At 59.0% G+C, this 20,909-nt stretch carries 19 protein-coding genes and 1 pseudogene; 13 read left to right on the top strand and 7 right to left on the bottom strand.

Features of this window, described 5'->3' with window-relative positions:
• Window position 1 precedes the first annotated feature (1 nt).
• From Q1A20_RS18285 to Q1A20_RS18235, 11 genes and pseudogenes are all read left to right on the top strand, one after another.
• Window positions 2-1,021: an alpha-ketoacid dehydrogenase subunit beta gene (locus tag Q1A20_RS18285; RefSeq protein WP_299918021.1), complete on the top strand. Its 1,020-nt coding sequence runs from the start codon at window positions 2-4 to the stop codon at window positions 1,019-1,021.
• Window positions 1,022-1,077: 56 nt separating this feature from the next.
• Window positions 1,078-1,308 (top strand): lipoyl domain-containing protein, encoded by a 231-nt coding sequence (locus Q1A20_RS18280; RefSeq protein ID WP_299918019.1) that lies wholly within the window; start codon window positions 1,078-1,080, stop codon window positions 1,306-1,308.
• On the top strand, window positions 1,305-1,985 hold the full coding sequence (locus tag Q1A20_RS18275; protein WP_299918017.1) for a 2-oxo acid dehydrogenase subunit E2: 681 nt from the start codon (window positions 1,305-1,307) through the stop codon (window positions 1,983-1,985). The genes Q1A20_RS18280 and Q1A20_RS18275 overlap by 4 nt, the downstream gene beginning before the upstream one ends.
• Window positions 1,982-2,668 carry a hypothetical protein gene (locus Q1A20_RS18270; protein ID WP_299918016.1) on the top strand — a complete coding sequence of 229 codons (687 nt, stop codon included), beginning with the start codon at window positions 1,982-1,984 and terminating at the stop codon, window positions 2,666-2,668. Before Q1A20_RS18275 ends, Q1A20_RS18270 begins: the two co-directional genes overlap by 4 nt.
• A 35-nt stretch (window positions 2,669-2,703) precedes the next feature.
• Complete coding sequence (locus tag Q1A20_RS18265) at window positions 2,704-3,066, top strand: antibiotic biosynthesis monooxygenase (protein WP_299918014.1); 363 nt, start codon at window positions 2,704-2,706, stop codon at window positions 3,064-3,066.
• 185 nt (window positions 3,067-3,251) lie between these two features.
• Window positions 3,252-3,845: a gluconate 2-dehydrogenase subunit 3 family protein gene (locus tag Q1A20_RS18260; RefSeq protein WP_299918012.1), complete on the top strand. Its 594-nt coding sequence runs from the start codon at window positions 3,252-3,254 to the stop codon at window positions 3,843-3,845.
• Between the two features lie 13 nt (window positions 3,846-3,858).
• Window positions 3,859-5,436 carry a GMC family oxidoreductase gene (locus Q1A20_RS18255; RefSeq protein ID WP_299918009.1) on the top strand — a complete coding sequence of 526 codons (1,578 nt, stop codon included), beginning with the start codon at window positions 3,859-3,861 and terminating at the stop codon, window positions 5,434-5,436.
• Window positions 5,437-5,523: 87 nt separating this feature from the next.
• A complete protein-coding gene (locus Q1A20_RS18250) occupies window positions 5,524-6,120 on the top strand; it encodes a VOC family protein (protein WP_299918006.1) in 597 nt (198 codons plus the stop codon).
• A gap of 56 nt (window positions 6,121-6,176) precedes the next feature.
• Complete coding sequence (locus Q1A20_RS18245) at window positions 6,177-7,424, top strand: HupE/UreJ family protein (RefSeq protein ID WP_299918004.1); 1,248 nt, start codon at window positions 6,177-6,179, stop codon at window positions 7,422-7,424.
• Between the two features lie 18 nt (window positions 7,425-7,442).
• Window positions 7,443-8,837, top strand: a pseudogene (lpdA, locus tag Q1A20_RS18240) (dihydrolipoyl dehydrogenase).
• Window positions 8,838-8,940: 103 nt separating this feature from the next.
• On the top strand, window positions 8,941-9,993 hold the full coding sequence (locus Q1A20_RS18235) for a 2,3-butanediol dehydrogenase (protein WP_299918003.1): 1,053 nt from the start codon (window positions 8,941-8,943) through the stop codon (window positions 9,991-9,993).
• Window positions 9,994-10,339: 346 nt separating this feature from the next.
• Here Q1A20_RS18235 and Q1A20_RS18230 read toward each other — a convergent pair whose 3' ends face one another.
• The 3 genes from Q1A20_RS18230 to Q1A20_RS18220 all read right to left on the bottom strand — a co-directional run bounded on the left by Q1A20_RS18230 (window position 10,340) and on the right by Q1A20_RS18220 (window position 13,906).
• On the bottom strand, window positions 10,340-12,226 hold the full coding sequence (locus Q1A20_RS18230) for a sigma 54-interacting transcriptional regulator (protein ID WP_299918001.1): 1,887 nt from the start codon (window positions 12,224-12,226) through the stop codon (window positions 10,340-10,342).
• A 44-nt stretch (window positions 12,227-12,270) separates the two neighbouring features.
• Window positions 12,271-13,068, bottom strand: a complete 798-nt coding sequence (locus tag Q1A20_RS18225) for an SDR family NAD(P)-dependent oxidoreductase (protein WP_299409218.1) — start codon at window positions 13,066-13,068, stop codon at window positions 12,271-12,273.
• A 61-nt stretch (window positions 13,069-13,129) separates the two neighbouring features.
• Complete coding sequence (locus Q1A20_RS18220; RefSeq protein WP_299409215.1) at window positions 13,130-13,906, bottom strand: CmcJ/NvfI family oxidoreductase; 777 nt, start codon at window positions 13,904-13,906, stop codon at window positions 13,130-13,132.
• Between the two features lie 108 nt (window positions 13,907-14,014).
• Between Q1A20_RS18220 and Q1A20_RS18215 the strand changes: the two genes are divergently transcribed.
• Window positions 14,015-14,920 carry a LysR family transcriptional regulator gene (locus Q1A20_RS18215; protein ID WP_299409212.1) on the top strand — a complete coding sequence of 302 codons (906 nt, stop codon included), beginning with the start codon at window positions 14,015-14,017 and terminating at the stop codon, window positions 14,918-14,920.
• A 292-nt stretch (window positions 14,921-15,212) separates the two neighbouring features.
• On the opposite strand, the gene Q1A20_RS18210 is transcribed toward Q1A20_RS18215, so the two are convergent.
• Window positions 15,213-17,513 carry a SulP family inorganic anion transporter gene (locus Q1A20_RS18210; RefSeq protein WP_299917997.1) on the bottom strand — a complete coding sequence of 767 codons (2,301 nt, stop codon included), beginning with the start codon at window positions 17,511-17,513 and terminating at the stop codon, window positions 15,213-15,215.
• A 50-nt stretch (window positions 17,514-17,563) separates the two neighbouring features.
• Window positions 17,564-18,040 (bottom strand): hypothetical protein, encoded by a 477-nt coding sequence (locus tag Q1A20_RS18205; protein ID WP_299917995.1) that lies wholly within the window; start codon window positions 18,038-18,040, stop codon window positions 17,564-17,566.
• A gap of 116 nt (window positions 18,041-18,156) precedes the next feature.
• Here Q1A20_RS18205 and Q1A20_RS18200 point away from each other — a divergent pair, with 116 nt between their 5' ends.
• Window positions 18,157-19,938, top strand: coding sequence for a helix-turn-helix domain-containing protein (locus Q1A20_RS18200; RefSeq protein ID WP_299917993.1), 1,782 nt, complete (start codon window positions 18,157-18,159; stop codon window positions 19,936-19,938).
• A 127-nt stretch (window positions 19,939-20,065) separates the two neighbouring features.
• On the opposite strand, the gene Q1A20_RS18195 is transcribed toward Q1A20_RS18200, so the two are convergent.
• Together Q1A20_RS18195 and Q1A20_RS18190 are read right to left on the bottom strand one after the other, a co-directional pair.
• Window positions 20,066-20,344 carry a hypothetical protein gene (locus Q1A20_RS18195; RefSeq protein WP_299917992.1) on the bottom strand — a complete coding sequence of 93 codons (279 nt, stop codon included), beginning with the start codon at window positions 20,342-20,344 and terminating at the stop codon, window positions 20,066-20,068.
• Window positions 20,345-20,557: 213 nt separating this feature from the next.
• Window positions 20,558-20,857, bottom strand: a complete 300-nt coding sequence (locus Q1A20_RS18190) for a hypothetical protein (protein WP_299409202.1) — start codon at window positions 20,855-20,857, stop codon at window positions 20,558-20,560.
• Between the last annotated feature and the right edge of the window lie 52 nt (window positions 20,858-20,909).

Here is a 20,909-nt window from a genome sequence, read left to right as displayed (position 1 = left end):
CATGACCAAAACGAACGAGAGAAAACTGACCATCGCCCGCGCCATGGCCGAAGCGGTGCAACAGGAGATGCAAGTGGACCCATCGGTCTTTGTGATGGGCGAGGATATCGGGGCGCTTGGCGGCGTTTACGGCAACACGCGGGGGTTGCTGGAGGAGTTCGGCCCGGAGCGGATCCGCGACACACCGATCTCTGAAACCGCCTTCATCGGAGCCGCAGTCGGTGCGGCTCAGGACGGCATGCGCCCGGTCGTCGAACTGATGTTTGTTGATTTCTTCGGCGTCTGCTTCGACGCGATCTATAATCTGATGGCCAAGAACATCTACTTTTCCGGCGGCGCCTTCAAAGTGCCAATGGTGCTGATGACGTCGACCGGTGGAGGCTATTCCGATGCGGGTCAGCACTCGCAGTGTCTCTATGGCACCTTCGCGCATCTGCCCGGTATGAAAGTCGTCTGTCCCTCGAATGCCTATGATGCCAAGGGCCTGATGACGGCTGCGATGCGTGACGACAGCCCGGTCGTCTACATGTATCACAAGAGCCTTCAGGGCATGGGTTGGTTGGCAATCGAACCCGGCGCAACCGTCCACACACCCGCTGAAAGCTACACCCTGGAGATCGGCAAGGCCAAGGTCGTGCGTGAAGGCAGTGACGTGACCATCGTCAGCCTCGGCATGGGAGTGCATCACGCGTTGAAAGCCGCCGAAGAGCTGGAGGTCAAAGGCACCAGCGCGGAGGTCATTGACCTGGTCAGCCTCGTGCCGCTCGACCGTGATACCATTCGAGCCTCTGTCGCCAAGACGGGTCGGCTGATCGTCGTGGATGAGGACTACATGTCCTACGGTGTCTCGGGTGAGGTGATCGCCTCGGTGACAGAACACGACATCTCGGTTCTCAAAGCCGCGCCCAAGCGGGTCGCTTACCCGGATGTGCCAATCCCGTTTGCGCGGGTCATGGAGCAGTACTGCCTGCCCAATCCCGACAAGATCGTTGCTGCGTTTGACGGCATGAACGCCGCCTGACGCGCTGCTTTGACAGGGGCCACGTCGTAGCGCCCCACGACACACAGGAACACTAAATGACTGATATCATCATCCCGACCGATTTGTGGGAAGAGGACGAAGACGCCGTGATCACATCATGGCTCGTCAATGACGGCGCGACCGTGGAGGAGGGCGCCCTCATCGCCGAGATCATGACCGCAAAGGTCCAGTATGAAATCCATGCACCGGCTTCCGGCACGCTCAGCATCAAGGAAGAGGCCGAAGCCGTTGTGCCAAAGGGCGGTGTCATCGGCACCGTCTCATGAGCGAGGGCGTGCGCATCATTCCCTTGAAAGGCGTGCGCGGCATGATCGCGGACGCCATGGTGAAAAGTCTCGCGACTGCCGCTCAACTGACCCATCACGGCAGCGCGGATGCCTCGCCCCTGATGGCGGAGAAGGCCCGGCTTGAGGAGGCGGGCACCAAGGCGTCGGTCGAAGACCTTCTGATGCTCGCCGTGATCCGGGCGCTGAAGACGCACCCGGACGGCAACGGACGGGTCGAAGGCAAGGAGGTGCGCCTCTCGGACTCCATTGACCTGTCGGTCGCGATTGCGCTGCCGGGGAACCTGCTGGTGGCCCCGGCGATCTTTGGCGCCGGCGACATGGACGTCTCGGACCTGCGTGCAGCGCGTCAGGACCTGGCGGCACGGGCCAAGGCAAACAAGCTCTCCGTCAGGGAAATGACTGGCGGTACCTTTACGGTGTCCAATCTCGGTCTCACCCGGGTGGAGCATTTCACTCCGATCATCAACGCGCCGCAGATTTGCATCTTGGGCATCGGCAAGCTGACCGATCGCGCGGTGCGGGCAGAGGATGGCGGCATCGAACTTCGCCCCCACGTCGGTCTCTCTCTGACCTTTGATCACCGAGCGATCGACGGCGCACCTGCCGGGGATCTTTTGACATCGATCTGCACGGAAATCGAAGGGATGGGCGGATGACCACGGGGCTGCGTCTGGTTCAGGATGCCGCGGAGGGTCTGGCGCTCGAAGCCGCGCTCTTTGCCGCCCCCGATCTTGGTGTCCTGCTGTGGAGCCCACAGAGGCGCAGCATCGTATGTCCGGCCTCTCTGATCCGCAAACACGGGCTTCAAGACCAAGGGCGTTTTGCCGGATGGCCCATTGTGGCGCGCCCGACGGCGGGCGGTGCGGTGCCGCAGGGCCCCGGGATCCTGAACCTCGCCCTAGGCTACAGTGTTCCCGCCGGGACGACCATCGAAGACGGTTATGTGCTTCTGACGCAGTGTCTGCGCCAAGCGCTGACTGAGTGGGACCTCAAACCCGGTCACACCGCAGCAAGCTTCTGCGACGGTGGTTGGAACCTCAGTGCCGGGGGCAAAAAAGTGGTCGGCACGGCGCAACGTTGGAGACCGCTGCCGGATGGCGGGTTTCGCGTCCTTGCCCATGCTCTAGTTCTGGTTGCAGGCGATGTCCGGGGGGATGCGCGTCTGATTGCGGCGCTTCACCGTTCGCTCGACCTGCCGCCGGTCGAGCCTGATGCCCATGAGACGCTCTGCGGCCTCAACGACCAGCAAGAGCCGGACATGAGCGACATCGCTGACCGCCTGTATCGCGCCAGTTGGACGCAGCTGCAACAGGTGGGCCAAAGTCGGGTCGCTGCATGAGCTAGTGGAACGAGAGAAGTAAGGGAGGAAGAAACATGTCTGATACAACGATACACATCCATCTGGAGGTAGATGTTCCAGCCGCGAATGCAGGCGGGTTCAAGGAGTTGATGGACGAGCTGGTGGAACGCACCGACAAGGAGCCCGGCACCTTGATGTATGAATGGTCCGAGGTCGGAGACACAGGCAAATGGCATATTCACGAGGTCTATGCCGACGCCGAGACTGGCGATCTGCACGTCAAAGGCTTTGCAGAGAACTATGCGGGCCGCTTCTTTGAGCTGGTCGACAGGTGTGCCGGTACGGTGTCGGACAACGCGACCCCTTACATCAAGGGCGTACTGGAGGGCATTTCGCCGACCTACATGTCGCAAAAAGGGGGGTTCAACCGGTTCTAGATATACGTTCCCCGCGCGTGGTGTGGCCTTAACGCCCCCCGGCAAACAGCACTGAACCACGCCCTAACGCCGGTTCCGCCCGGCACTTCGCTGATCTCTTCAGCGGAGCCGGAGTTCTTTTGCCCTCAAGAGGGCCTGCGACCCAGAAAAACCAAGCAAAAAGAAGACGTAGCACGGAGGAGACGATGAAGATCAACTTTCACAGATATGTGTCGCCCAAGCAGGACTATGCAGGCTTCAGCCGCCGCATGTTTCTGATGACGTCGACCATGGCGGGGGTGACGACCAGTGCAATGCTGGCAGGAGCCCGGCCTGTGCTGGCAGCGGCTCTCGACGCTGATCAGTCCGCCATGCTGCTCCGTATGGTGCAGGACATCTACCCGCACACTGACCTCTTGAGCATCGACGTGTATCAGGCCATCGCCGACGGTGTCAGCGCCGGCGCAGATGCTGACGAAGCGAATGCAACCGCATTGAAAGCCGGATTGGATGAAGTCGACACGCAGGCACAGGCGCTCTTCGGCGCCAGCTATGTCGACATCGAGGATGACGACGCGCGCGAAGGAATTCTGCGCACATTCCAGAACGAGGGTTTTTTCCAGGGCATCCGCTGGGCCGCGTATTTCGGCATCTACAACAACCCCGACGTCTGGCCGAAGTTTGGCTATCAGGGCTCGTCCGTCGAGCATGGTGGTTACATCGATCGCGGGTTCTCCGACATCACGTTTGTTCCCGAGGGGCCGACCCTCGAGGAGCGCATAGCGCAGGTCAAAGGGTAGGGGGAACGGAAAGATGGCTACATTCGATCTGAATGACGAAGGCATTGTTGTCATTGTCGGCTCAGGCGCCGGCGGCGGCACCGTCGCAAATGAACTGGCGCAGAAGGGGATCAAATCGGTCGTGCTCGAGGCTGGTCCGCGTTTTGACTCCAGCGATATGGTCAATGACGAGTGGGGGGCGTTCCAGAAACTCTCCTGGCTCGACAAGCGGTATTCTGCAGGTGGGTGGCATGGTGCGGTGAACCACCAGAACCTGCCAGCCTGGATTGTAAAGGGCTATGGGGGCTCGACCGTTCACTGGGCCGGTGTCGCGCTGCGGTTCAAGGACTACGAATTCAAGACCCGCTCGACCTACGGCGAGATTGCTGACGCCAACGTCGAAGACTGGCCTGTGTCGCTGGAGGAGATGACGCCTTACTACGAGAAGGCCGAGATCAAGATGGGTGTCACCGGCAAGACCACCGGCATGCCGCATCTGCCCTGGAACAACGGCTTCCGTGTGCTGGCCGAAGGGTGCCGCCGGACCGGGCGCACGGACTACGATTCCGGACCGATGGCGATCAATTCAGTTGAGCGTGACGGGCGGCCCGCCTGTCAGCAGATTGGGTTCTGCATGCAGGGCTGCGCCATCGGTGCAAAGTGGTCCACCATGGTGACCGAGCTGCCGCAAGCCGAAGACACGGAGTATTGCGAGATCCGGACGGGTGCCATGGCCTTGAAGGTCGAACACGATGACAGCGGCAAGGTCACCGGCGTGCTTTACGCCGATGCGGAGGGCAACCAGCAGCTGCAAAAGGCGCGTGTGGTCTGTGTGGCGGGCAATTCGATTGAAAGCCCCCGGCTTTTGCTCAACTCCGCATCCGCGATGTTCCCGGATGGTCTGGCGAACTCCTCGGGTCAGGTCGGCAAGAACTACATGGTGCACACCACCAGTGGGGTCTATGCCGCGATGCCCGAGCCCGTCCATATGTTCCGGGGCACGTCGGTGGCGGGGATCGTCGGCGACGATGTCTATCACGACCCGGCCCGGGGCTTCTCCGGCGGGTTCTATCTGGAGTTTCTCTCGCTTGGTTTGCCCTTCATGGCTGCTTTCATGGAGCCTGGCAACACGGGCTGGGGCAAGAGTGTGGCGCAAGGCTTGGAGAAGTATGACCACATGTCGGGCGTTTGGGTGCTGGGTGAAGACCTTGCGCAAGAGCAAAACGGCGTGACGCTGCACGACAGCGAGGTCGATCAGTATGGCCTGCCGGTGCCCGTCGTCGCCAAGACGCCGCACATCAACGACGTCAACATGACGAACTACATGTTCGAGACCTCGGCCCAGATCTATGAGGCCGTCGGCGCGACCGATGTCTATGAACTGCCTGCCTATCCGGCCTCTCACAACATGGGGACCAACCGGATGCATGCGGAGGCTTCAAAGGGCGTCGTGAATGCCTTTGGCCAATCCCATGACATTGCGAACCTCTTTGTCTCGGACGGCAGCCAATTCACGTCATCGGGGGCCTGCAATCCGACGCTGACCATCGTGGCGCTCGCGATCCGTCAGGCGGAGTACATCGCGCAGGAGATGAACGCGCAAAACATATAGAGGTCCGGGCCTCCCCGGGCGCGGTTTGGTCTTCGGGTCGGGCCGCGCTTGGAGGCCAGACACACTCACCAACACACGGAGGACATCATGATCAAAGAACTCTCGACACTGACTTGTGCCGCACTGATGGCAGCGAGCATCCCGCTTGGCGCCCAGGCCGAACTGCCAGGCATGCGCGGCACCCAACATATCGGCATCACGGTCCCGAACGTGGATGAGGCGGTTGAATTCCTGGTCGACGTCATGGGGTGCGAGTCCTTCTTCTCGTTCGGACCTTTTGGTCCGTTCGACGATGACTGGATGACGAAGAACCTCAATGTGAACCCGCGTGCGGTCATCGAAATCATCACGATGGTACGCTGTGGGAATGGCCCCGCGCTGGAAGTGTTCCAGTATACCTCGCCGGACCAAGACGCCAATCCGCCCAAGAACAGCGATATCGGGGGCTATCACATCGCCTTCTATGTCGACGACATCAACGTCGCGACAGACTACCTGATCGAAAATGGTGTGCAGGTCCTGGAACGACCACACCCGCTGACCGGCACCGGCCTTGAAGGCATGGAGTGGGTCTATTTCCTCGCACCCTGGGGCATGCAGATGGAAATCGTCAGCGCGCCGGACGGCATCATCGACGAAAGGGAAAACAACCGCAGCTTCTGGGATCCGAAGTCGGATTCCTGAAACGGCGCTTCTGCCCGGCTCTCCCTGGCCGGGCGGAGCACTCAGAGAGGCGAGCCATGAGTAGTCTAAACAGATCTGCTTGCGCGCTGCTGGCCATTGTTTTGGCCGCGTGCCTTCAAGCAATTCCAGACCGTGCTGCGGCGCATTTCAGCTACTCCGATCCCCGCGTCGTCCATATCATCGAGACCGAGGCGGGCGAGGTGGCGATCCTAGTGCGGATGCCTGCGCCTCTCGCGCTCTTGCCCGGAGATTGGCAAGGCGCCGCGGATACCCGGATGCCGCCCTTCGGCGCGCGCGTCGGAGATGAGATTGTGCTCGACCCGCAGACGTTGCGCGACGAGGAAGCAGCCTTTCATCAGCTTTTATCTGAGGGGCTGACTGTCTGGAGTGACGGATCCCCCCAAAACACCACGATTGGTCGGACCAAACTCTGGCATGATGCGGACCGTCCGACCTTCGGCACCGCAAAATCCGCGTCGAAGACCTTGGACAGAGAGGCGCCGCAGACACCACTGCCCTATTTCGATACGACCCTTGATGTCGAGTTCCTCATCGCCGACGGCAGCCTGACATCACCGCTCCGCATCACTTCCGATCTGGGGCAGAACTTTCAGGCGATGGAGCAGTTCGGCACAATCGTGAAGCTGCACTGGGACGGGGGAACGGAAACCCGTGCCATGATCGGCGTCTTGGATGCCGAATTCGAGGGCGTGGTGGCCCCCCTGCAACGTCTTGTTTTGATCGCCTGGATCGGAGCAGAGCATATTTATCTGGGCTTTGATCACTTTGCGATGATCCTTCTGATCGCCATTGCCGCGATCAGCTGGCGGCAAGCGCTGCTCTGGGCCTCCGCCTTCACAATCGGCCATGTGGTGACACTCGCCGCGGGCCTCTATGGCTACGCGCCGCAAGCATCGTGGTTCATCCCATCCGTGGAATTGCTGATCGTCTTGTCGATTGTCGCGGCCGGCTTGGCCATCGTGCTGAAACTGCCCCATGTCATGAACTGGCCAGCGCTTTTTGTGGTCGGCCTGATCCATGGGTATGGCTTTGCGGCGGCGGCCTCGGTGGCGCTCTTTGCAGGCGAGGTAGACGCCACCGCCCTTGTGGCTTTCGCCCTTGGGCTCGAACTTTGCCAGCTTGCTGTCTATCTCGCAATCCTGCCGATCATCATTCTGCTCGACCGCATGGTCACATCAAACGGGCTGCGCTGGCGCATGCCTGTGGCCCTTGTTCTCGCAGGTGCCGCCAGCGTTTCGGTCCTTCAACAACTCATGCAGGTTACCGGCTTCTCGGTCGCCTGACGTAACAAGGAGCATCTCATGTCCGACCAGAACTACGATATGATCGTCATCGGGGCCGGGCCCGGCGGCTATGTTGCCGCCATACGGGGCGCGCAACTGGGCCTGAATGTCGCCTGTATCGAGCGGGAGCACCTTGGCGGCATCTGCCTCAATTGGGGCTGTATTCCGACCAAAGCCATGCTGCGCTCTGCCGAGGTGCTGCATCTTGCCCAGAGGGGCAAGGACTTTGGGGTGAACATCGACGCCCCGACGCCTGATCTGGAGGCCATCGTCAAACGCTCCCGCGCTGTGGCGAAACAACTCTCCAATGGCGTGGGGTATCTATTTCGCAAGAACAAGGTGACCAGTATTATGGGCCAGGCCCGTCTGGCCGGGAAAGGCAAAGTCGTTGTGACTACGGACGATGGGGAGCAGGTGCTGCACTCAGCCAGCATCATTGTGGCCACCGGAGCGCGCGCCCGGCAACTGCCCGGTCTGGAGAGCGACGGGAAACGCGTTTGGGCCTACAAGCACGCGCTGCAGCCGCCCCATGAACCCAAAAAACTTCTGGTCATCGGATCAGGGGCCATCGGGATCGAGTTCGCCAGTTTCTAGAATGGCATCGGCGCCGACGTGACGGTGGTTGAGGTGATGGAGCGCCTCCTTCCGGTTGAGGACGCCGAGATCGCGGCGTTTGCCAAGAAGGCGTTTGAGAGGCGGGGGATGACGATATTGGAAGGCGCCAAGGTTGCCCGGCTAGACCGCCACGACGATAAGGTCGTAGTCCACATCGAGACACCAGACGGTATCACCGCAGAGGAATTCGATACTGTCATCTCTGCCGTGGGGATCGTCGGCAATGTCGAGGGGCTGGGTCTGAGCGGAGCGGGTGTGAAGGTAGACCGCAGCCACATCATGACCGATCCCTATTGCCGGACCGGCGTGGAGGGTCTCTATGCCATCGGGGATGTCGTGGCCGGCCCCTGGCTGGCCCATAAGGCGAGCCATGAAGGTGTGATGGTGGCCGAAATGATTGCCGGTCGAGAAGGTCATCCCGTGAAACCAGAGACCATCGCCAGCTGCACCTATTGCAACCCTCAGATTGCCAGCGTGGGCCTGACGGAGGCGCAAGCAAAAGCAGCCGGATATGAGGTCCGTGTGGGCCGCTTCCCTTTTCAGGCCAATGGCAAGGCCATCGCGCTCGGCGACTCTCAAGGCCTGATCAAGACCGTGTTCGATGCTCAAACCGACGCGCTTCTGGGCGCACATATGGTCGGCGCAGAGGTTACGGAACTCATTCAAGGGTATGTCATCGGGCAAAAGCTTGAGACGACTGGCCAGGATCTGATGGAGACCGTCTTTCCCCATCCCACCTTGAGCGAGATGATGCATGAAAGCGTGCTCGATGCCTATGACCGGGTGATCCACTACTGATCGGGATCAATGCAGGACCGGGGCGGCCTGTCATAAACGCTCCCAAACACCAAGTACGACCACTTTCCAAAGCAAATCTAAGCAGCAACGAAAGGAGCGACTGATGAAAGCAGCACGTTGGCATGGTGCGAAGGACATTCGCGTCGAAGAGGTCCCCGAACCCGAACCGCAAAAAGGCCAGGTCAAGATCAAGGTGGCCTGGGCCGGGATTTGCGGCAGCGATCTTCATGAATACCTGGCCGGTCCGATCTTTATTCCGATTGAGGCGGAGCACCCGCTCAGCCACGATAAGGCACCAATCATCATGGGGCATGAATACTGCGGCGAGGTCGTCAGTCTTGGTGAAGGCATCGAAGGTTTCTCCGTGGGCGACAGGGTCGCCATTGAGCCGATCTATCGCTGCGAGGAGTGCCCGGGCAGTTGTGATGGGAAATATAATCTGTGTGAAAAGCTCGGGTTCATGGGGCTCTCTGGCGGGGTTGCGGGCTTCTCCTCCTATTCCGTCGTACCTGCCAACATGGCGCATAAGATGCCCGATAGCCTTTCCATCGAACAAGGCGCGCTGGTGGAGCCCGCAGCGGTTGCGCTGCACGCCATTCGGCAGAGCAGTATTCAGGCGGGTGACAAGGCCGCTGTCTTCGGCGCCGGGCCCATTGGGCTTTTGGTGATCGAAGCACTGCGCATCGCCGGTGCGTCTGAGATTTATGTGGTTGAGCCGTCGGAGACCCGGCGGCAGAAGGCCCTCGAACTTGGTGCGAAGGAAGCCTTCGATCCAACGGCGGTGGATCCGGTCGAGCGCATTCAGGCGCACACGAAAGGTGGTGTGCATGTGGCCTTTGAGGTGACCGGGGTTCCGTCGGTGCTGCCGCAAGCCATCAATTCCACCAGAGTGGCGGGCCAGACCTTGGTGGTGTCCATCTGGGAAACCGAAGCCAGCTTCCACCCCAATACGGTCGTCATACAAGAACGAGAGATCAAAGGCACTCTTGCCTATCGGAACATCTATCCCGCGGTAATGTCTCTGATGGAGCAAGGTCATTTCTCGGCAGAGAAGCTGGTGACGAAACGCATCGGTCTTGATGACATCGTCTCAGAGGGTTTCGAGACGCTTGTCGCGGAAAAGTCCCAGATCAAGATCCTGGTCGAGGCGCCCTGAGGGGCTACTGGTGCTGCGGTCCTTACCCAAGACCGCAGTGCCATCTCGCCCCGCATTGAGCCGTCAGGCTAACATCAAGGCGATCAGTCGATGTTGTCTGTCAGATCAGGCCCTACCTCAGGCCGTTCATCGACGCGTTGGAGATCTGCAGATCGACTTGTGAGCGAGGCAGCACGAACGGACGCCTGGACTGCCTCACACCTGTCCGAAGATTAGGTAGCAGCACTCGGCAAATGGGTCACCGTCTCGAGCCTGGCAGGGGCCCACGGCGGTTACCAAGTCTTCGGGGTGCTTACATGGAGCTTGATCCAAAGGGTTGACGCCAGTGTTTCAGCTGGCGCTGAGACTAGTTCGGGCGCGCTATCCCGTGCTGCTTGATTTTGCGATTGAGTGTTGCACGTCCAATGCCCAAAACGCGGGCCGCCTTGGACACATTCCAATGGGTGCTGTTCAACGCATCCAAGAGCATAGATCTTTCGTCGTATGCTGGTCGGATAGGTCGACGAAATTCGTCATTAGCGCATTGCTGTCTTGGTGACCGCTTTGCAATCCTTGATTGGAATGGCTGGAGTTCCACCGGCGAAATACGAGTCCCGGTGCCTTCGAGAAGGGCTTGCTGTAAGACGTTACGCAATTCGCGGACATTGCCCGGCCAATCGTAGGTGGCGAGCATCTCTTGGGCTTCTTGTGTAATCTGGATTTCAGCCCCGGCGATCTGCGATCCTACATGGAGCGCGAGTTCGGGCAAACCCTCACGTTCTCGTAGCGGCGGAAGTTCGATAACCGTTCCGGCCAGAAGATAGTAGAGGTCTTCGCGAAACCGCCCTTGCTCAACGACATCCGAAAGGCTGTTTCGGCTCAGCGCCACGATACGCAGCCCCGGTTCCGCCTGCTGCCGGTCCCAAAGCACGATGTCACGTTCGAGTTCATCGAGAAGTGTACGCAACCCCGCTTGCGCAAACGACGGCAGTTCGCTGACGTTGTCGAGCACCAAGACGGTGGTTCCCTGTTCTTCACACCCCAAGGCCTGGATCACGCGCGCCTGGCCGAAGAAGTTCTTCACAAGCTCCCGACTGTCTTGCGCGTCCCACATCGAAGCGCAGTCGAGCGTGACGATTTGCTCTTCCCCGAACCCAAGCGACCGACCGACCGCAGCCGTCAATGCAGACTTTCCAGTCCCTGACTCGCCTTCAATCAGAATGGGTGTTGCCCGCCAGATTTGAGATTGGATCCTTTCGCAGTTGGTCGCCATCGCACGACTGCCGCGGGACAAGTCATCCAGGGTCGGACCCATCTGGACCCGTAGATTGCTGACAGGTTGCTTCGCCAACCCGGGGCGCCAGCCAGGTATGGCCCCAGAAACTTCATGCGGGCCGCGGACGGTAAAGCTCAGCCCTGGTTGTCGATCAGCGGTGACGCTCTGCACCTGACGCGGCACAGACATTGCTGCCTCGGAGACGGCCCCAAACACGCCGTCGAACTGCCGTCCACGCAGATCCGTCTCAATATGTATCCCGGCCAGTTCATGCGCGCGGGCCGTACAGCCGAGGATGACACCCTTCTCGTCGATCGCTACCAAACCATTTTGTCTCAGAAGATCGCCAGAGCCCGCCGCGGCAACGGTCACAATTGTATGCCGGTCGTATTTGTCTTCAAATAATTTGCTCTGGATCTTTCCAACGGCGGACAGCAGCAGCTTCTTTGCAATCAAGTAGTCGGTCGGACTGCCCCTGTCGAAAGCCGACAGGCTGACAGCCCCAATCGTTTTGTTGTCGGCGTTGAGCATTGGGACGGCAGTGCAGGCAAAAGGGGTCAGGCTGTTATGGTAATGCTGAGACCCGCGAACGGTCACAGCATCACCCGCACCCATCGCAATAGATACACCGTTGGTGCCGGCGACACGCTCGTCCCAACACGATCCCAGGCCGATGCCATTGGTCTCAAAGGCCTCGCGGGTTGAAGAGGGACTTTCAAACCGGACGACAATGCCATCGGCGTCAGTGATGACGAGACAATGACCAGAATCCATGCCGAGCCTGGACAACTCACCAAAGATCTCAAGTTCTCCACCGCTCCGCTCGAGCAGTTCGTCCAGTCTCGGCGTTACTTCAGACGCCTGTAACCGCAATACTGGTTTCGCCGTTGTTCTCACCAACCCGTGTTTGAGCTCGCATCTTTCCCAAGATGCTTTGATGATATCCTCAAAGCACTCACCTTGTGCAGGCTCACCCATGGTTTCATCCTCCCACTGCAGGTTAACGCAATTAGAGGGGCGCGTCATCCACGGAGCAAGCGCTGCTCAGCGATCTGCGCAAGCGCCGACATGAATTCGCCGACGTGTCTTGGGTTGGTTGCTGCTGCATCTACCGTCGCGAACCGTCCGCTATCATTGTCGAAGTAGCGGCCAGAGGCATCTGCGAAATCCGGGCCCGTCGCAGCGCGGACCAGGACATCCGCTCCAATGCTCAGGTCATTGCCCGCAACGCCGAAGCCCTCCTTGACCATTTTGGATGCCAAGAGCGAACCGGGGTTCACGGCGACGAACACGGGGCCTTGTTGCATCTGCTTTGCCATCTCGGCAGTCCAGAGTGTAATCCCCAGCTTGCTTTGAGCATAGGCCTCCATATCCCCCATCGGGCGGAAGCTGGTCATGGCGGAGACGTCAACAGGGGCTTGGGCTGCAGAAGACAGGTTCACGACACGCCCCTCCTTTGGAATAATCGGCAAGAGGCGGCGGGTCAGGATGTAAGGTGCAATGGTATTGACGTCGAAACGGATATCGCGACCAGCTTCGGTGCGGGCCTTTGGCGCCTTGAGAACCCCGGCATTGTTGATCAGCACATCCAGCCTAGTGTGGTCGGCGAGGATGGCTTCTGCCATGGCTTCAACCTCGCCCATCTTACTCAGATCCGCGCGATAGCCCTTGGGGGTGCCTGCCACCTCGGCGGCGGCCTTTTCAATTTTGTCGTCGCTCCGACCATGCAACAAAACAGTGTGACCTGCGGCCGCCAGTTTCTGCGCGGTCAGCAGACCGATACCATCGGTGGAGCCGGTTATGAGAATAGTTTTGGTCATGTGTTCGTCCTCTGCGTGTTTTGCCCGATGGAGCTTGAGGGGTTCGACCGTCGTTGCGGCCTCAGTAGCGCACCAAAGTACGGCTTTCTATGCTCCTGCGGATGGTCGTGACGGCGGGATCTTCGACCATATCAATTGCACTGTGAGCCACGGATGGCAGGTCGCGGTTGTCGTAAATGTTAAAGAAGGCCACCTCGTCTGGGGTCATTTTGGATTGATAGACCCACTCATGCTGTCCGCTGGCGGCCAAACCCATAATGTGGCCGCGACGGTCAGGATAGATCAAGTCGATGAGGATCCAGTCTTCTGGCTTGACGGACATGGGCCGGACAAAGCCCAAGGGGGCCGAATTGATCGTCGTCCCAACGGGCCGCCAAATGTTGATAAACGCATAGTGCCCCTGGGACCACTCGGCTGCACGGTCTGCGCCAAGGATGTCCACAAGCCGCTTTTCGGCGCCTTCCGTGCTGTAGTCGCTATGAACGTTCCGGGCGGGTTTGCGGTCAGAGTTTGGATCGTCCTCCCGCACGGTATGGTCGAAAACAATGACCTCCTTGACACCCAGCTTCTGGCGAAGCAATTCGGAGAGCTCTGCGTCATACGTGAGCTGCCAGTTCCCACTGGCGAAGTCCTGCACAGCAGAGGGGCGGGTCTCAAAAGCAATCCCATCCCGTGCGAAGGAGATCGGCTTTCCGTCCTCGCGGGCATCTTGGATTGTGACCCTCGTAGAGACTAGCTCCGGCGAGACCAGGTTCCCAACGATGCCGTCAGCGTCTATCTTAAACGCCTGACGTTCCGGTTTGTGCACATGATAGTTTACGACCCCAGTGCGTGGCATAGTGGTTCTCCATTTCAAATTTGCGCGCCTGAGCCGAACATAACCATTGAAGAATTCGAATAAATTGCCCAAAGGTGAGTTTTAAATTCGGATTTTGGATATAATCACATGGATACAGAAGCGCTCCGCCTTTTTGTGCTGGCCGCCGAGAAGCTGAACATCAGCGCTGCTGGCAGAGACCTGGGCATGGCCCCAGCCGTTTCAAGCGCTCGACTGGCAAAGCTTGAAAAGACCGTCGGCGCGGACTTGCTGCATCGGTCCACCCGAAAAGTTGCGTTGTCACTGGAAGGTGCTGAGTTCTTGCCTTTCGCGCGCGAAATCATTGCGCAAGAGGAGGCGGCTATGGCGGCCCTCGGCAAGGGAGAGACAGAGATTTCCGGCACGCTGAGGTTCACTGCTCCCAGCTCTTTTGCACAACTCTACATTGCCCCAATTGTCGCGGAGTTTCTGAGACGATATCCCGGAATCACATTGGACATGCGGTTGTCGGACGCCGAATTTGATCTCATTGACGGCAGTTTTGATCTCGCACTGCGAAACATGGTGCTCGACGATTCGAGCATGAAGGGCCGCAAAATCGCAGATGACACAAGGGTTCTATGCGCTGCACCAGCTTACATCGAGGCGTTTGGACTTCCTGAAGGTCCGGATGATCTGGCAAAGCACCAGCTTATCGCATTCAAAAATCTGACGGCGCACACCCTGCACGGGCCGGATGGGCAAACAGGTCTATTCGATCCACGAAAGGCAAACGGCAGACTGATAATCGATAACGGCACGAACCTTAAGGCGGCTACAGTGCACGGGGCCGGTATTTCAATAAACTCAATTTGGAACGTTGATGAGGAGTTGCGTGATGGACGGCTTCGACAGGTCTTAGCAGGTTGGACCGCTCAAGCGGATACAGCACTTTGGTTGGTCTACCCAAAATCGAATGTTCTGTCACCGAAGGTCCGGGTGTTTCTCGACTATCTGATCGACCAATGCAGCGGCAGCATTTGGGCCGTCCCGTGAGGCACTGGGCTTCGCATCCATCATCGAAACCAGCTTCCGTGCCAATTGAACCATTTTTCATTGAAACACTTCGAACCGGGCTTGACCTTCCGAAGCCATTGGACCCGCTAGACCCCATCTCAGGCCGACGTCCGGCACAGTTCAACCACATATAAAAGCCGAAGCATATCTGCCTCCAAAATTGGCTCCGCAACATCCATTCCACCGGCAAAACAAAACCGGTTCTGACACATTCTTGAGGGGCTAGGAGGCTTTCAAAGAGCAGCCGTGCTTGTTGCAAACCCGCGCGGCACTAATCGGTCAATGATTTCACGACGCGGTTTGATTGGTCGAGGCGTTCGGCGATTGTGCGCAAAAAATAGCTGTTGAGGGCATGGGCCAATTGCGGCTCTACCTGCGCCATGCGCGACAGATGCTGCTGACGCAACCGCCAGACCGTGGCAGCTGTTTCAGCGGTGGCCGATGCCGTCCGTGCGCGTTGCAAAAAGAAGGACATCTCCCCCACAATCGTACCCGGACCGAGGGTTCGCAGGTGAACGGGCCGTTCATCCGCAGTGTTAAGGTGAACCTTGATAGAGCCGCTCTCGATGAAATAGATGTCCGCGCCGCCCTCTCCCTGCTGGATCAGCGCAGACTGCGGGGCGAGCTCGATTTTCTCCAGATAGGGCTGCAGGGTCTGAAACGCCTCCCGGTGGCCAAGCGCGCGCGCCATCTGGTCCGCGATGCTGTGTGTTTGGTGTTTGCTGGGGCGGTCCTGCCAGTCGTGCAGCAGGCGGTCTTCGCACCACGCAAGCGCCTGATCCACTTCCTCAAAGTAGAGTAGGGGCGGTGCATCTGCGCCCCCCAAGAGCAGCCTGTTCAGCCGTTCGGAGATGGGCGGTTTCAACCCACAGACGATCAACCGCCCTTCCTTTGCACGTATGATGCCGCAGATTTTGGTGAGGCTCTGCACCGCGGATGAATCAAACCCGGTAACATCCCGGCAGTCTAAAACCAGAAACCGAATGGCGGAATCCTCGGGTTTGGCAAAGCACTCCCCGACGCGCCGATGCAACTTGTGAACACTGCCGAAGAAAATGAACCCCTGCAGGCGCAGGACAAGCGTTTGAGCCCCGGATGTCCGAAGGTAGCTCTGATCGTCAGGATCATGCTCGACGCGGCTGTGATAGGTTTCACCTGTGATGGCATATTTGACGACGTCGACGCGCGCATATTCCAGGGTAAAGAGCGCGGCTGCGGCAAAGACACCAACAACAACGCCCTCCAGCAATCCAACCGTCACGATCAGCAAAACAATCAGTAAAACAACAAGATACTCCCGGCGCGACACTCTGGCGGACACGCTGATCAGCCAATCGACGAGCAGCCCGCCACCGATCCACAGCAAAAGCCCTCCAAAGAGCGGGATCGGGATGAAGCTGAGCAGGGTTTCTCCGAAAAACAGGACTGCGGCGCAGACCCCGGCCACCAGTACGCCCGTGATGCGATAGGGCGCGCCCATGTGATGGGCCAATATGGTCAGCCCCAGGCCCTGAAACCCAGCCGCACCGCCGCTCGCGCCGGCCAGCATGTTGGCAAAGCCCGCAGCGCGCAGTTCCCGGTCCAGATCAATATCGCGGCGAACAGAAAGCTCGATACCGCTCGACGCAAACAGCAGGGCGGCGGCACTGATCGCTAGAAGCGCCGTCATCTTGGGAATTTCCGACCATATGATGGCCCAATCGGCCTGCGCCAGCGGGTTGTCCTGAAAGGGCAGGGTGATGCTGCCGTCCTGCGCCGGTTCAAAGAGCCAGCCCTGTCGCTGAAGCTCCGCCGTGGACAGGTCAAGCATCCAGGCACCTGCGTGGAACAAAAGCAGGAAGGTGGCGATGGCCAAGGGCAGGACCAGCGGGCTGCCGCTGCGCCGGGCGGCGAGGTCCACGACAAACGCGAAGACTACCGCCGGGAGCCATTTGATCAGGTTTGCGGTTTCCAACAGGGCGGGCAGGCTCTGCGCGGTGACGGGCGCGCCTAGTACCACGGCCATCGCACCCGAGACGATCAACCAGCCCATACCTGCCAGAAAACCGGCCAGCACCGGGTAGGGAATGAACCGGATCAGCCGACCCAACCGAAACGCGCCCATCGCAAAGAGCACCACACCCGTCATGGCCGTCGCCAGCCCGATCATGACGATGATGGTGGCCAGTGTTTCCGCCTCACCATGTGTCGCGAACATACGGGTGTGGATGGAGGCCGCGATCACCGCTAGGGTGACAACCGTGACCTCCTGCGTCACCGACACCATCCCGGGACAGGAACTGAAGAGTGCGATGACCGCGCTCAGAACGATGGTTCCAAAGAGGCAGATGCCGATGGCCAGCGTGATATGTGTGCTGAGAACGGTGGAGAACAGCAAGGCCGCAGCCGAGATGGCGAACATCGCGGTGAGCAGGCCGCAGATCAGCCCGGCGGAAAGGATCGCGGGCAGGTCGCGCAGCCAGGCCCCGGAGGGTAGAGTTGCCGCCGTCGCCTCCACATCATGACGGTCACCAGCGACGCGGCTGTTGCTGATCGTCGGTCCGAAAGCCTCCGCGTGAGCATGGTCATCCATAGCGTGCGATACGACGTCAACGACGCCGTCCTTTGCATTTCATTTCGGTCTCAGCCGGTCGCGGATGTCGCTCGCCGCACCTGCACCGCGCTCAAAACGGCGGATGCTGTGAACAAAAGAAAGCCTCGTGCGGGCAACGGTACGGCAGGAATTTGAGCCAGAGTGAACCGCGCAAATGTTGTAGCGGGAACCGTAGGGAAGCCCGAGGAATGCGCAGTGGCGGTAGTCAAACTGAAACTGTCTGCAGGACCTGATTCAGGCTGATTTCCAAAGAGGGTCACAGATACTCTGGCCGCGAAGCCCGATCTGGCGGTGAGCGCGGCGAGAGCGAGGGTTTTAATGATCACATCTATGTCTCCTTTAAAATGGTCCTGCTCGACAGGTGCCCGGAAAATTTCATGCGCACGAAAAATGCCGTGTGCGACTGCGCGCTGTGCAAGACGCGGGTCGCCCACCGGCGCATGGCCTGTATGTGCCTCACGGAAGTTCCCGTCAGAGTTGAAGTGCGCGTCAATTACAGGCATCATCAAAGCCAGTTTTGTTGCGCGAAGAAAACGGGGTGGCGGTCATTTGACCCAAACGCGCTCAAATTTGTCCCAAATGAAGGCAGTTGGGCGCGGCGAATTCGCATACAAGACTGGAAATGAAGACTGTCGATTGGGGGCCGATGATCAGGACATATGTGATTGCCTGCGTTCTGCTTTTGCTGTCGCTCAGCGCCGGGTCCACCGGGGCGGAAGGCACTGCAGGGCCAGCCGCTGCTTGCCTGCAGGCGGGAGATGTGCCTCCCGTGGCGCATGCGTTATCCGATGCACCGGACGATCGGTTGCGTCCGCTGCGGGCGGAATATTTTCTCGATCATACGGCCGCCATCGGGCCGGACAGCATCATCGCTCAAGCTTTCCAGCCCCGCACCTGCAGCGGTATCTTTGCCGCGCCATTGCCCTCCCAGGCCCTGTGGCTGAGATTTGCGCTGTCGAACCCGCATGACGGCACACGCCACTGGGCGATCGGCCTGATGGAGACGATCTTTGACGAGGTGATCCTCTTCGAAGAAGAGGGCGGCACGCTGTCCGAAGTGGCGCGAACCGGTCGCACCGTTGACCTTGCGGACAGGAATAACACCGCCATCCGGACGGGTTTCGACGTTACCATGCAGCCAGAGGATGACCGGGTGTTTTATCTGCGTCTTGCTGGCACCTTCGCCCCCACCATCACCGCGGTGATCATGTCCGCAGATCTATTCTTCGGCTGGAGCACGTTGAAATTGATCATGACCGCCCTTTTTCTGGGATATGTCGCGACAATCGCGCTTTTCAGCCTGATCGTGTTCCGGCAGATCGATGTGCGTTTCTATCAATACTATACGCTCTACGTCCTGTGCCTGTTTATCTATTCGTTCATCTATGATGGCTGGCTGAGCAAATTCTTCGGCGTGACGCTTCCTGTGACCAAACTTGCGCCGGTCACCGAATTCTTCGCCGGGTTGGGTACCCTGGCGATTGTGCAATACTGCCGTGTCTTGCTAAATGTCCAAGAAGATACATGGGTTTGGCGGCGTCTCTTCACGTTGCTGTCGGCTGTGGTGATCGTCGTGATCGGGCTGGCGGTGGTGGACCCTTGGCAGCTCTCCGGACCGCTGCATCTGATCTACTTCATCAGCCCGTTGATCCTGCTGACCATCGCGATCCGCAAGATCATGGCCGGGCTGCCGCAGGCCAAACCCATTGCCTGCGCGCTGTTGTCGTTGAGTTTGGGGCTCTTCATTGCGGTCTATTTTTTCATCTTTCCGATGAACATCACCGGCGCGACCTATGCCTATGATCTGGTGCTGCTGCGCCCGCTGTCCTGGGGCTACTATCTCGCCATTGTCGGCGAAACGCTGTTCATGATGATGGCGATCTCGACCATGGTGCGCACCATGCAAACAGAGCGGCGCTCGGCGGTCGTCGAGCTTGCCACGCTTGGGCAGCAGGTCAAAGACATCAAGCAACAGCACCGTGAAGCGGAAAAGACAACGACGGCGCGCCTAGAGGCGCTGGAGACCGCTCTGGCGGATGATCCGGAGAACAAAGAGCATCTGTCGGCCCGACAGCAGTTTCTGGAGCAGGCCACGGAAAGCGTTCTCGATCACATCGCCGATCAGGAGTTTGGCGTCGAGAGGCTGGCCTCCGCACTGGCCGTCAGTCAAAAGACACTTGGCCGCCGGTTAAAGGCGGCAAATGGGCAATCGCCTGCGTCTTTCATCCGGTCTGTGCGTCTCAATTTTGCGCGCAATCTGATCCTGCTGGATCAATACAATACGGTCGCAGAGGTCGCCCACGCTGCCGGTTTTTCCAGCGTCAGCAATTTTGCCAAACATTATCGGCAAGAGTTTGGCGAGGCTCCAAGCAGATCAATCAGCGTTTTGAGAAGCATTCAATAGCGCGCCGCATGGAGCACGTGCCTCAAGGGCAGATCCTTGAACGCAGCTTGGTTCGCAGTCAGGGCGGAAGAAGTGCCGCCATTTCCGCGGAACGTCGGGGGCAACCGCTGTCCATAAGGCAAACAGATCAGAAGCGTGTCTCGTTATACTCGTCAATCAGGTTCCGCGCCTTGAGCTCACAATCATTGGGGCTGTCAAGAATGCACGTGCGGGCGAGACCCCTGTAAACAACACTGGTCTGCGAATAGGTGCCATTCGGACCCTCCAGCAGGCGCGTTCTCAACTCATATCGTTCGCCGCCGTAGAACCCGCCCTCCAAGACCGCAGGGGTACGTGTTTCTTCGCTGATGGTCGCACATGCGCTCAGCATGACAGTCGCCGTGATGGCGATAATTCTCAGGGACATAACTCTACTCCGTACTTTTAAACACAAATCAAACATAGAGCGCAGAAGCGCTCGAAACAGTTCCTTTTTCCGGTGATGTCACGGATTTGATCTCGCGTCAGGTGGTTTGTGGCGCACCTCGTTGCCTAATTCCGCTTATGAAGCGCTGGTTTCTGATGAGGAGTAAATCCGTCCGTTGGAGATGTCTTTGCGGTGTCGCTGCGAAAGTTTCTGCTAGCAGCTGTTGCCAGCTTGGCCGCGGGCCAACTCCGACCTGTCTGCATAGACAAAACCGCGGACCTGCGGCCCTTCGAAAGACATGATATGCCCGGCTTTTCGCGCGAAACACGCGCAATTCACGTCACTTCTGTTGGATCGGCAGTAGGCCAATTCGCCAATGACATGGGTTTGGTAGGCTGCGTCCGCTTCTACAGCGGGGCCGCGTGTCGTCAATGGCGGGAACAAGAAGCCAACCACCACCACACAGGCAATGCCTGCGGCAACATAGAGGGAGAACGCGCTTTCACCAGCCATTGGCACCTCGAGACGCCCCCGAATACTGTATTTCAGATAAGAAACTCGCTCA

Source organism: uncultured Roseobacter sp. (assembly GCF_947501835.1).
Lineage (GTDB): Bacteria > Pseudomonadota > Alphaproteobacteria > Rhodobacterales > Rhodobacteraceae > Roseobacter.
The sequence above is the reverse complement of the archived record's forward strand: the minus strand, read 5'-3'. Positions and strand labels throughout refer to the sequence as shown.

Coding starts and splice junctions, on each gene's coding strand:
- Q1A20_RS18280 (WP_299918019.1), top strand. CDS start 1,078: ATGACTGATATCATCATCCCGACCGATTTGTGGGAAGAGGACGAAGAC.
- Q1A20_RS18215 (WP_299409212.1), top strand. CDS start 14,015: ATGGATACAGAAGCGCTCCGCCTTTTTGTGCTGGCCGCCGAGAAGCTG.
- Q1A20_RS18210 (WP_299917997.1), bottom strand. CDS start 17,513: ATGGATGACCATGCTCACGCGGAGGCTTTCGGACCGACGATCAGCAAC.
- Q1A20_RS18225 (WP_299409218.1), bottom strand. CDS start 13,068: ATGACCAAAACTATTCTCATAACCGGCTCCACCGATGGTATCGGTCTG.
- Q1A20_RS18285 (WP_299918021.1), top strand. CDS start 2: ATGACCAAAACGAACGAGAGAAAACTGACCATCGCCCGCGCCATGGCC.
- Q1A20_RS18250 (WP_299918006.1), top strand. CDS start 5,524: ATGATCAAAGAACTCTCGACACTGACTTGTGCCGCACTGATGGCAGCG.
- Q1A20_RS18260 (WP_299918012.1), top strand. CDS start 3,252: ATGAAGATCAACTTTCACAGATATGTGTCGCCCAAGCAGGACTATGCA.
- Q1A20_RS18265 (WP_299918014.1), top strand. CDS start 2,704: ATGTCTGATACAACGATACACATCCATCTGGAGGTAGATGTTCCAGCC.
- Q1A20_RS18195 (WP_299917992.1), bottom strand. CDS start 20,344: ATGTCCCTGAGAATTATCGCCATCACGGCGACTGTCATGCTGAGCGCA.
- Q1A20_RS18245 (WP_299918004.1), top strand. CDS start 6,177: ATGAGTAGTCTAAACAGATCTGCTTGCGCGCTGCTGGCCATTGTTTTG.
- Q1A20_RS18270 (WP_299918016.1), top strand. CDS start 1,982: ATGACCACGGGGCTGCGTCTGGTTCAGGATGCCGCGGAGGGTCTGGCG.
- Q1A20_RS18275 (WP_299918017.1), top strand. CDS start 1,305: ATGAGCGAGGGCGTGCGCATCATTCCCTTGAAAGGCGTGCGCGGCATG.
- Q1A20_RS18255 (WP_299918009.1), top strand. CDS start 3,859: ATGGCTACATTCGATCTGAATGACGAAGGCATTGTTGTCATTGTCGGC.
- Q1A20_RS18205 (WP_299917995.1), bottom strand. CDS start 18,040: ATGATGCCTGTAATTGACGCGCACTTCAACTCTGACGGGAACTTCCGT.
- Q1A20_RS18190 (WP_299409202.1), bottom strand. CDS start 20,857: ATGGCTGGTGAAAGCGCGTTCTCCCTCTATGTTGCCGCAGGCATTGCC.
- Q1A20_RS18200 (WP_299917993.1), top strand. CDS start 18,157: ATGAAGACTGTCGATTGGGGGCCGATGATCAGGACATATGTGATTGCC.
- Q1A20_RS18230 (WP_299918001.1), bottom strand. CDS start 12,226: ATGGGTGAGCCTGCACAAGGTGAGTGCTTTGAGGATATCATCAAAGCA.
- Q1A20_RS18235 (WP_299918003.1), top strand. CDS start 8,941: ATGAAAGCAGCACGTTGGCATGGTGCGAAGGACATTCGCGTCGAAGAG.
- Q1A20_RS18220 (WP_299409215.1), bottom strand. CDS start 13,906: ATGCCACGCACTGGGGTCGTAAACTATCATGTGCACAAACCGGAACGT.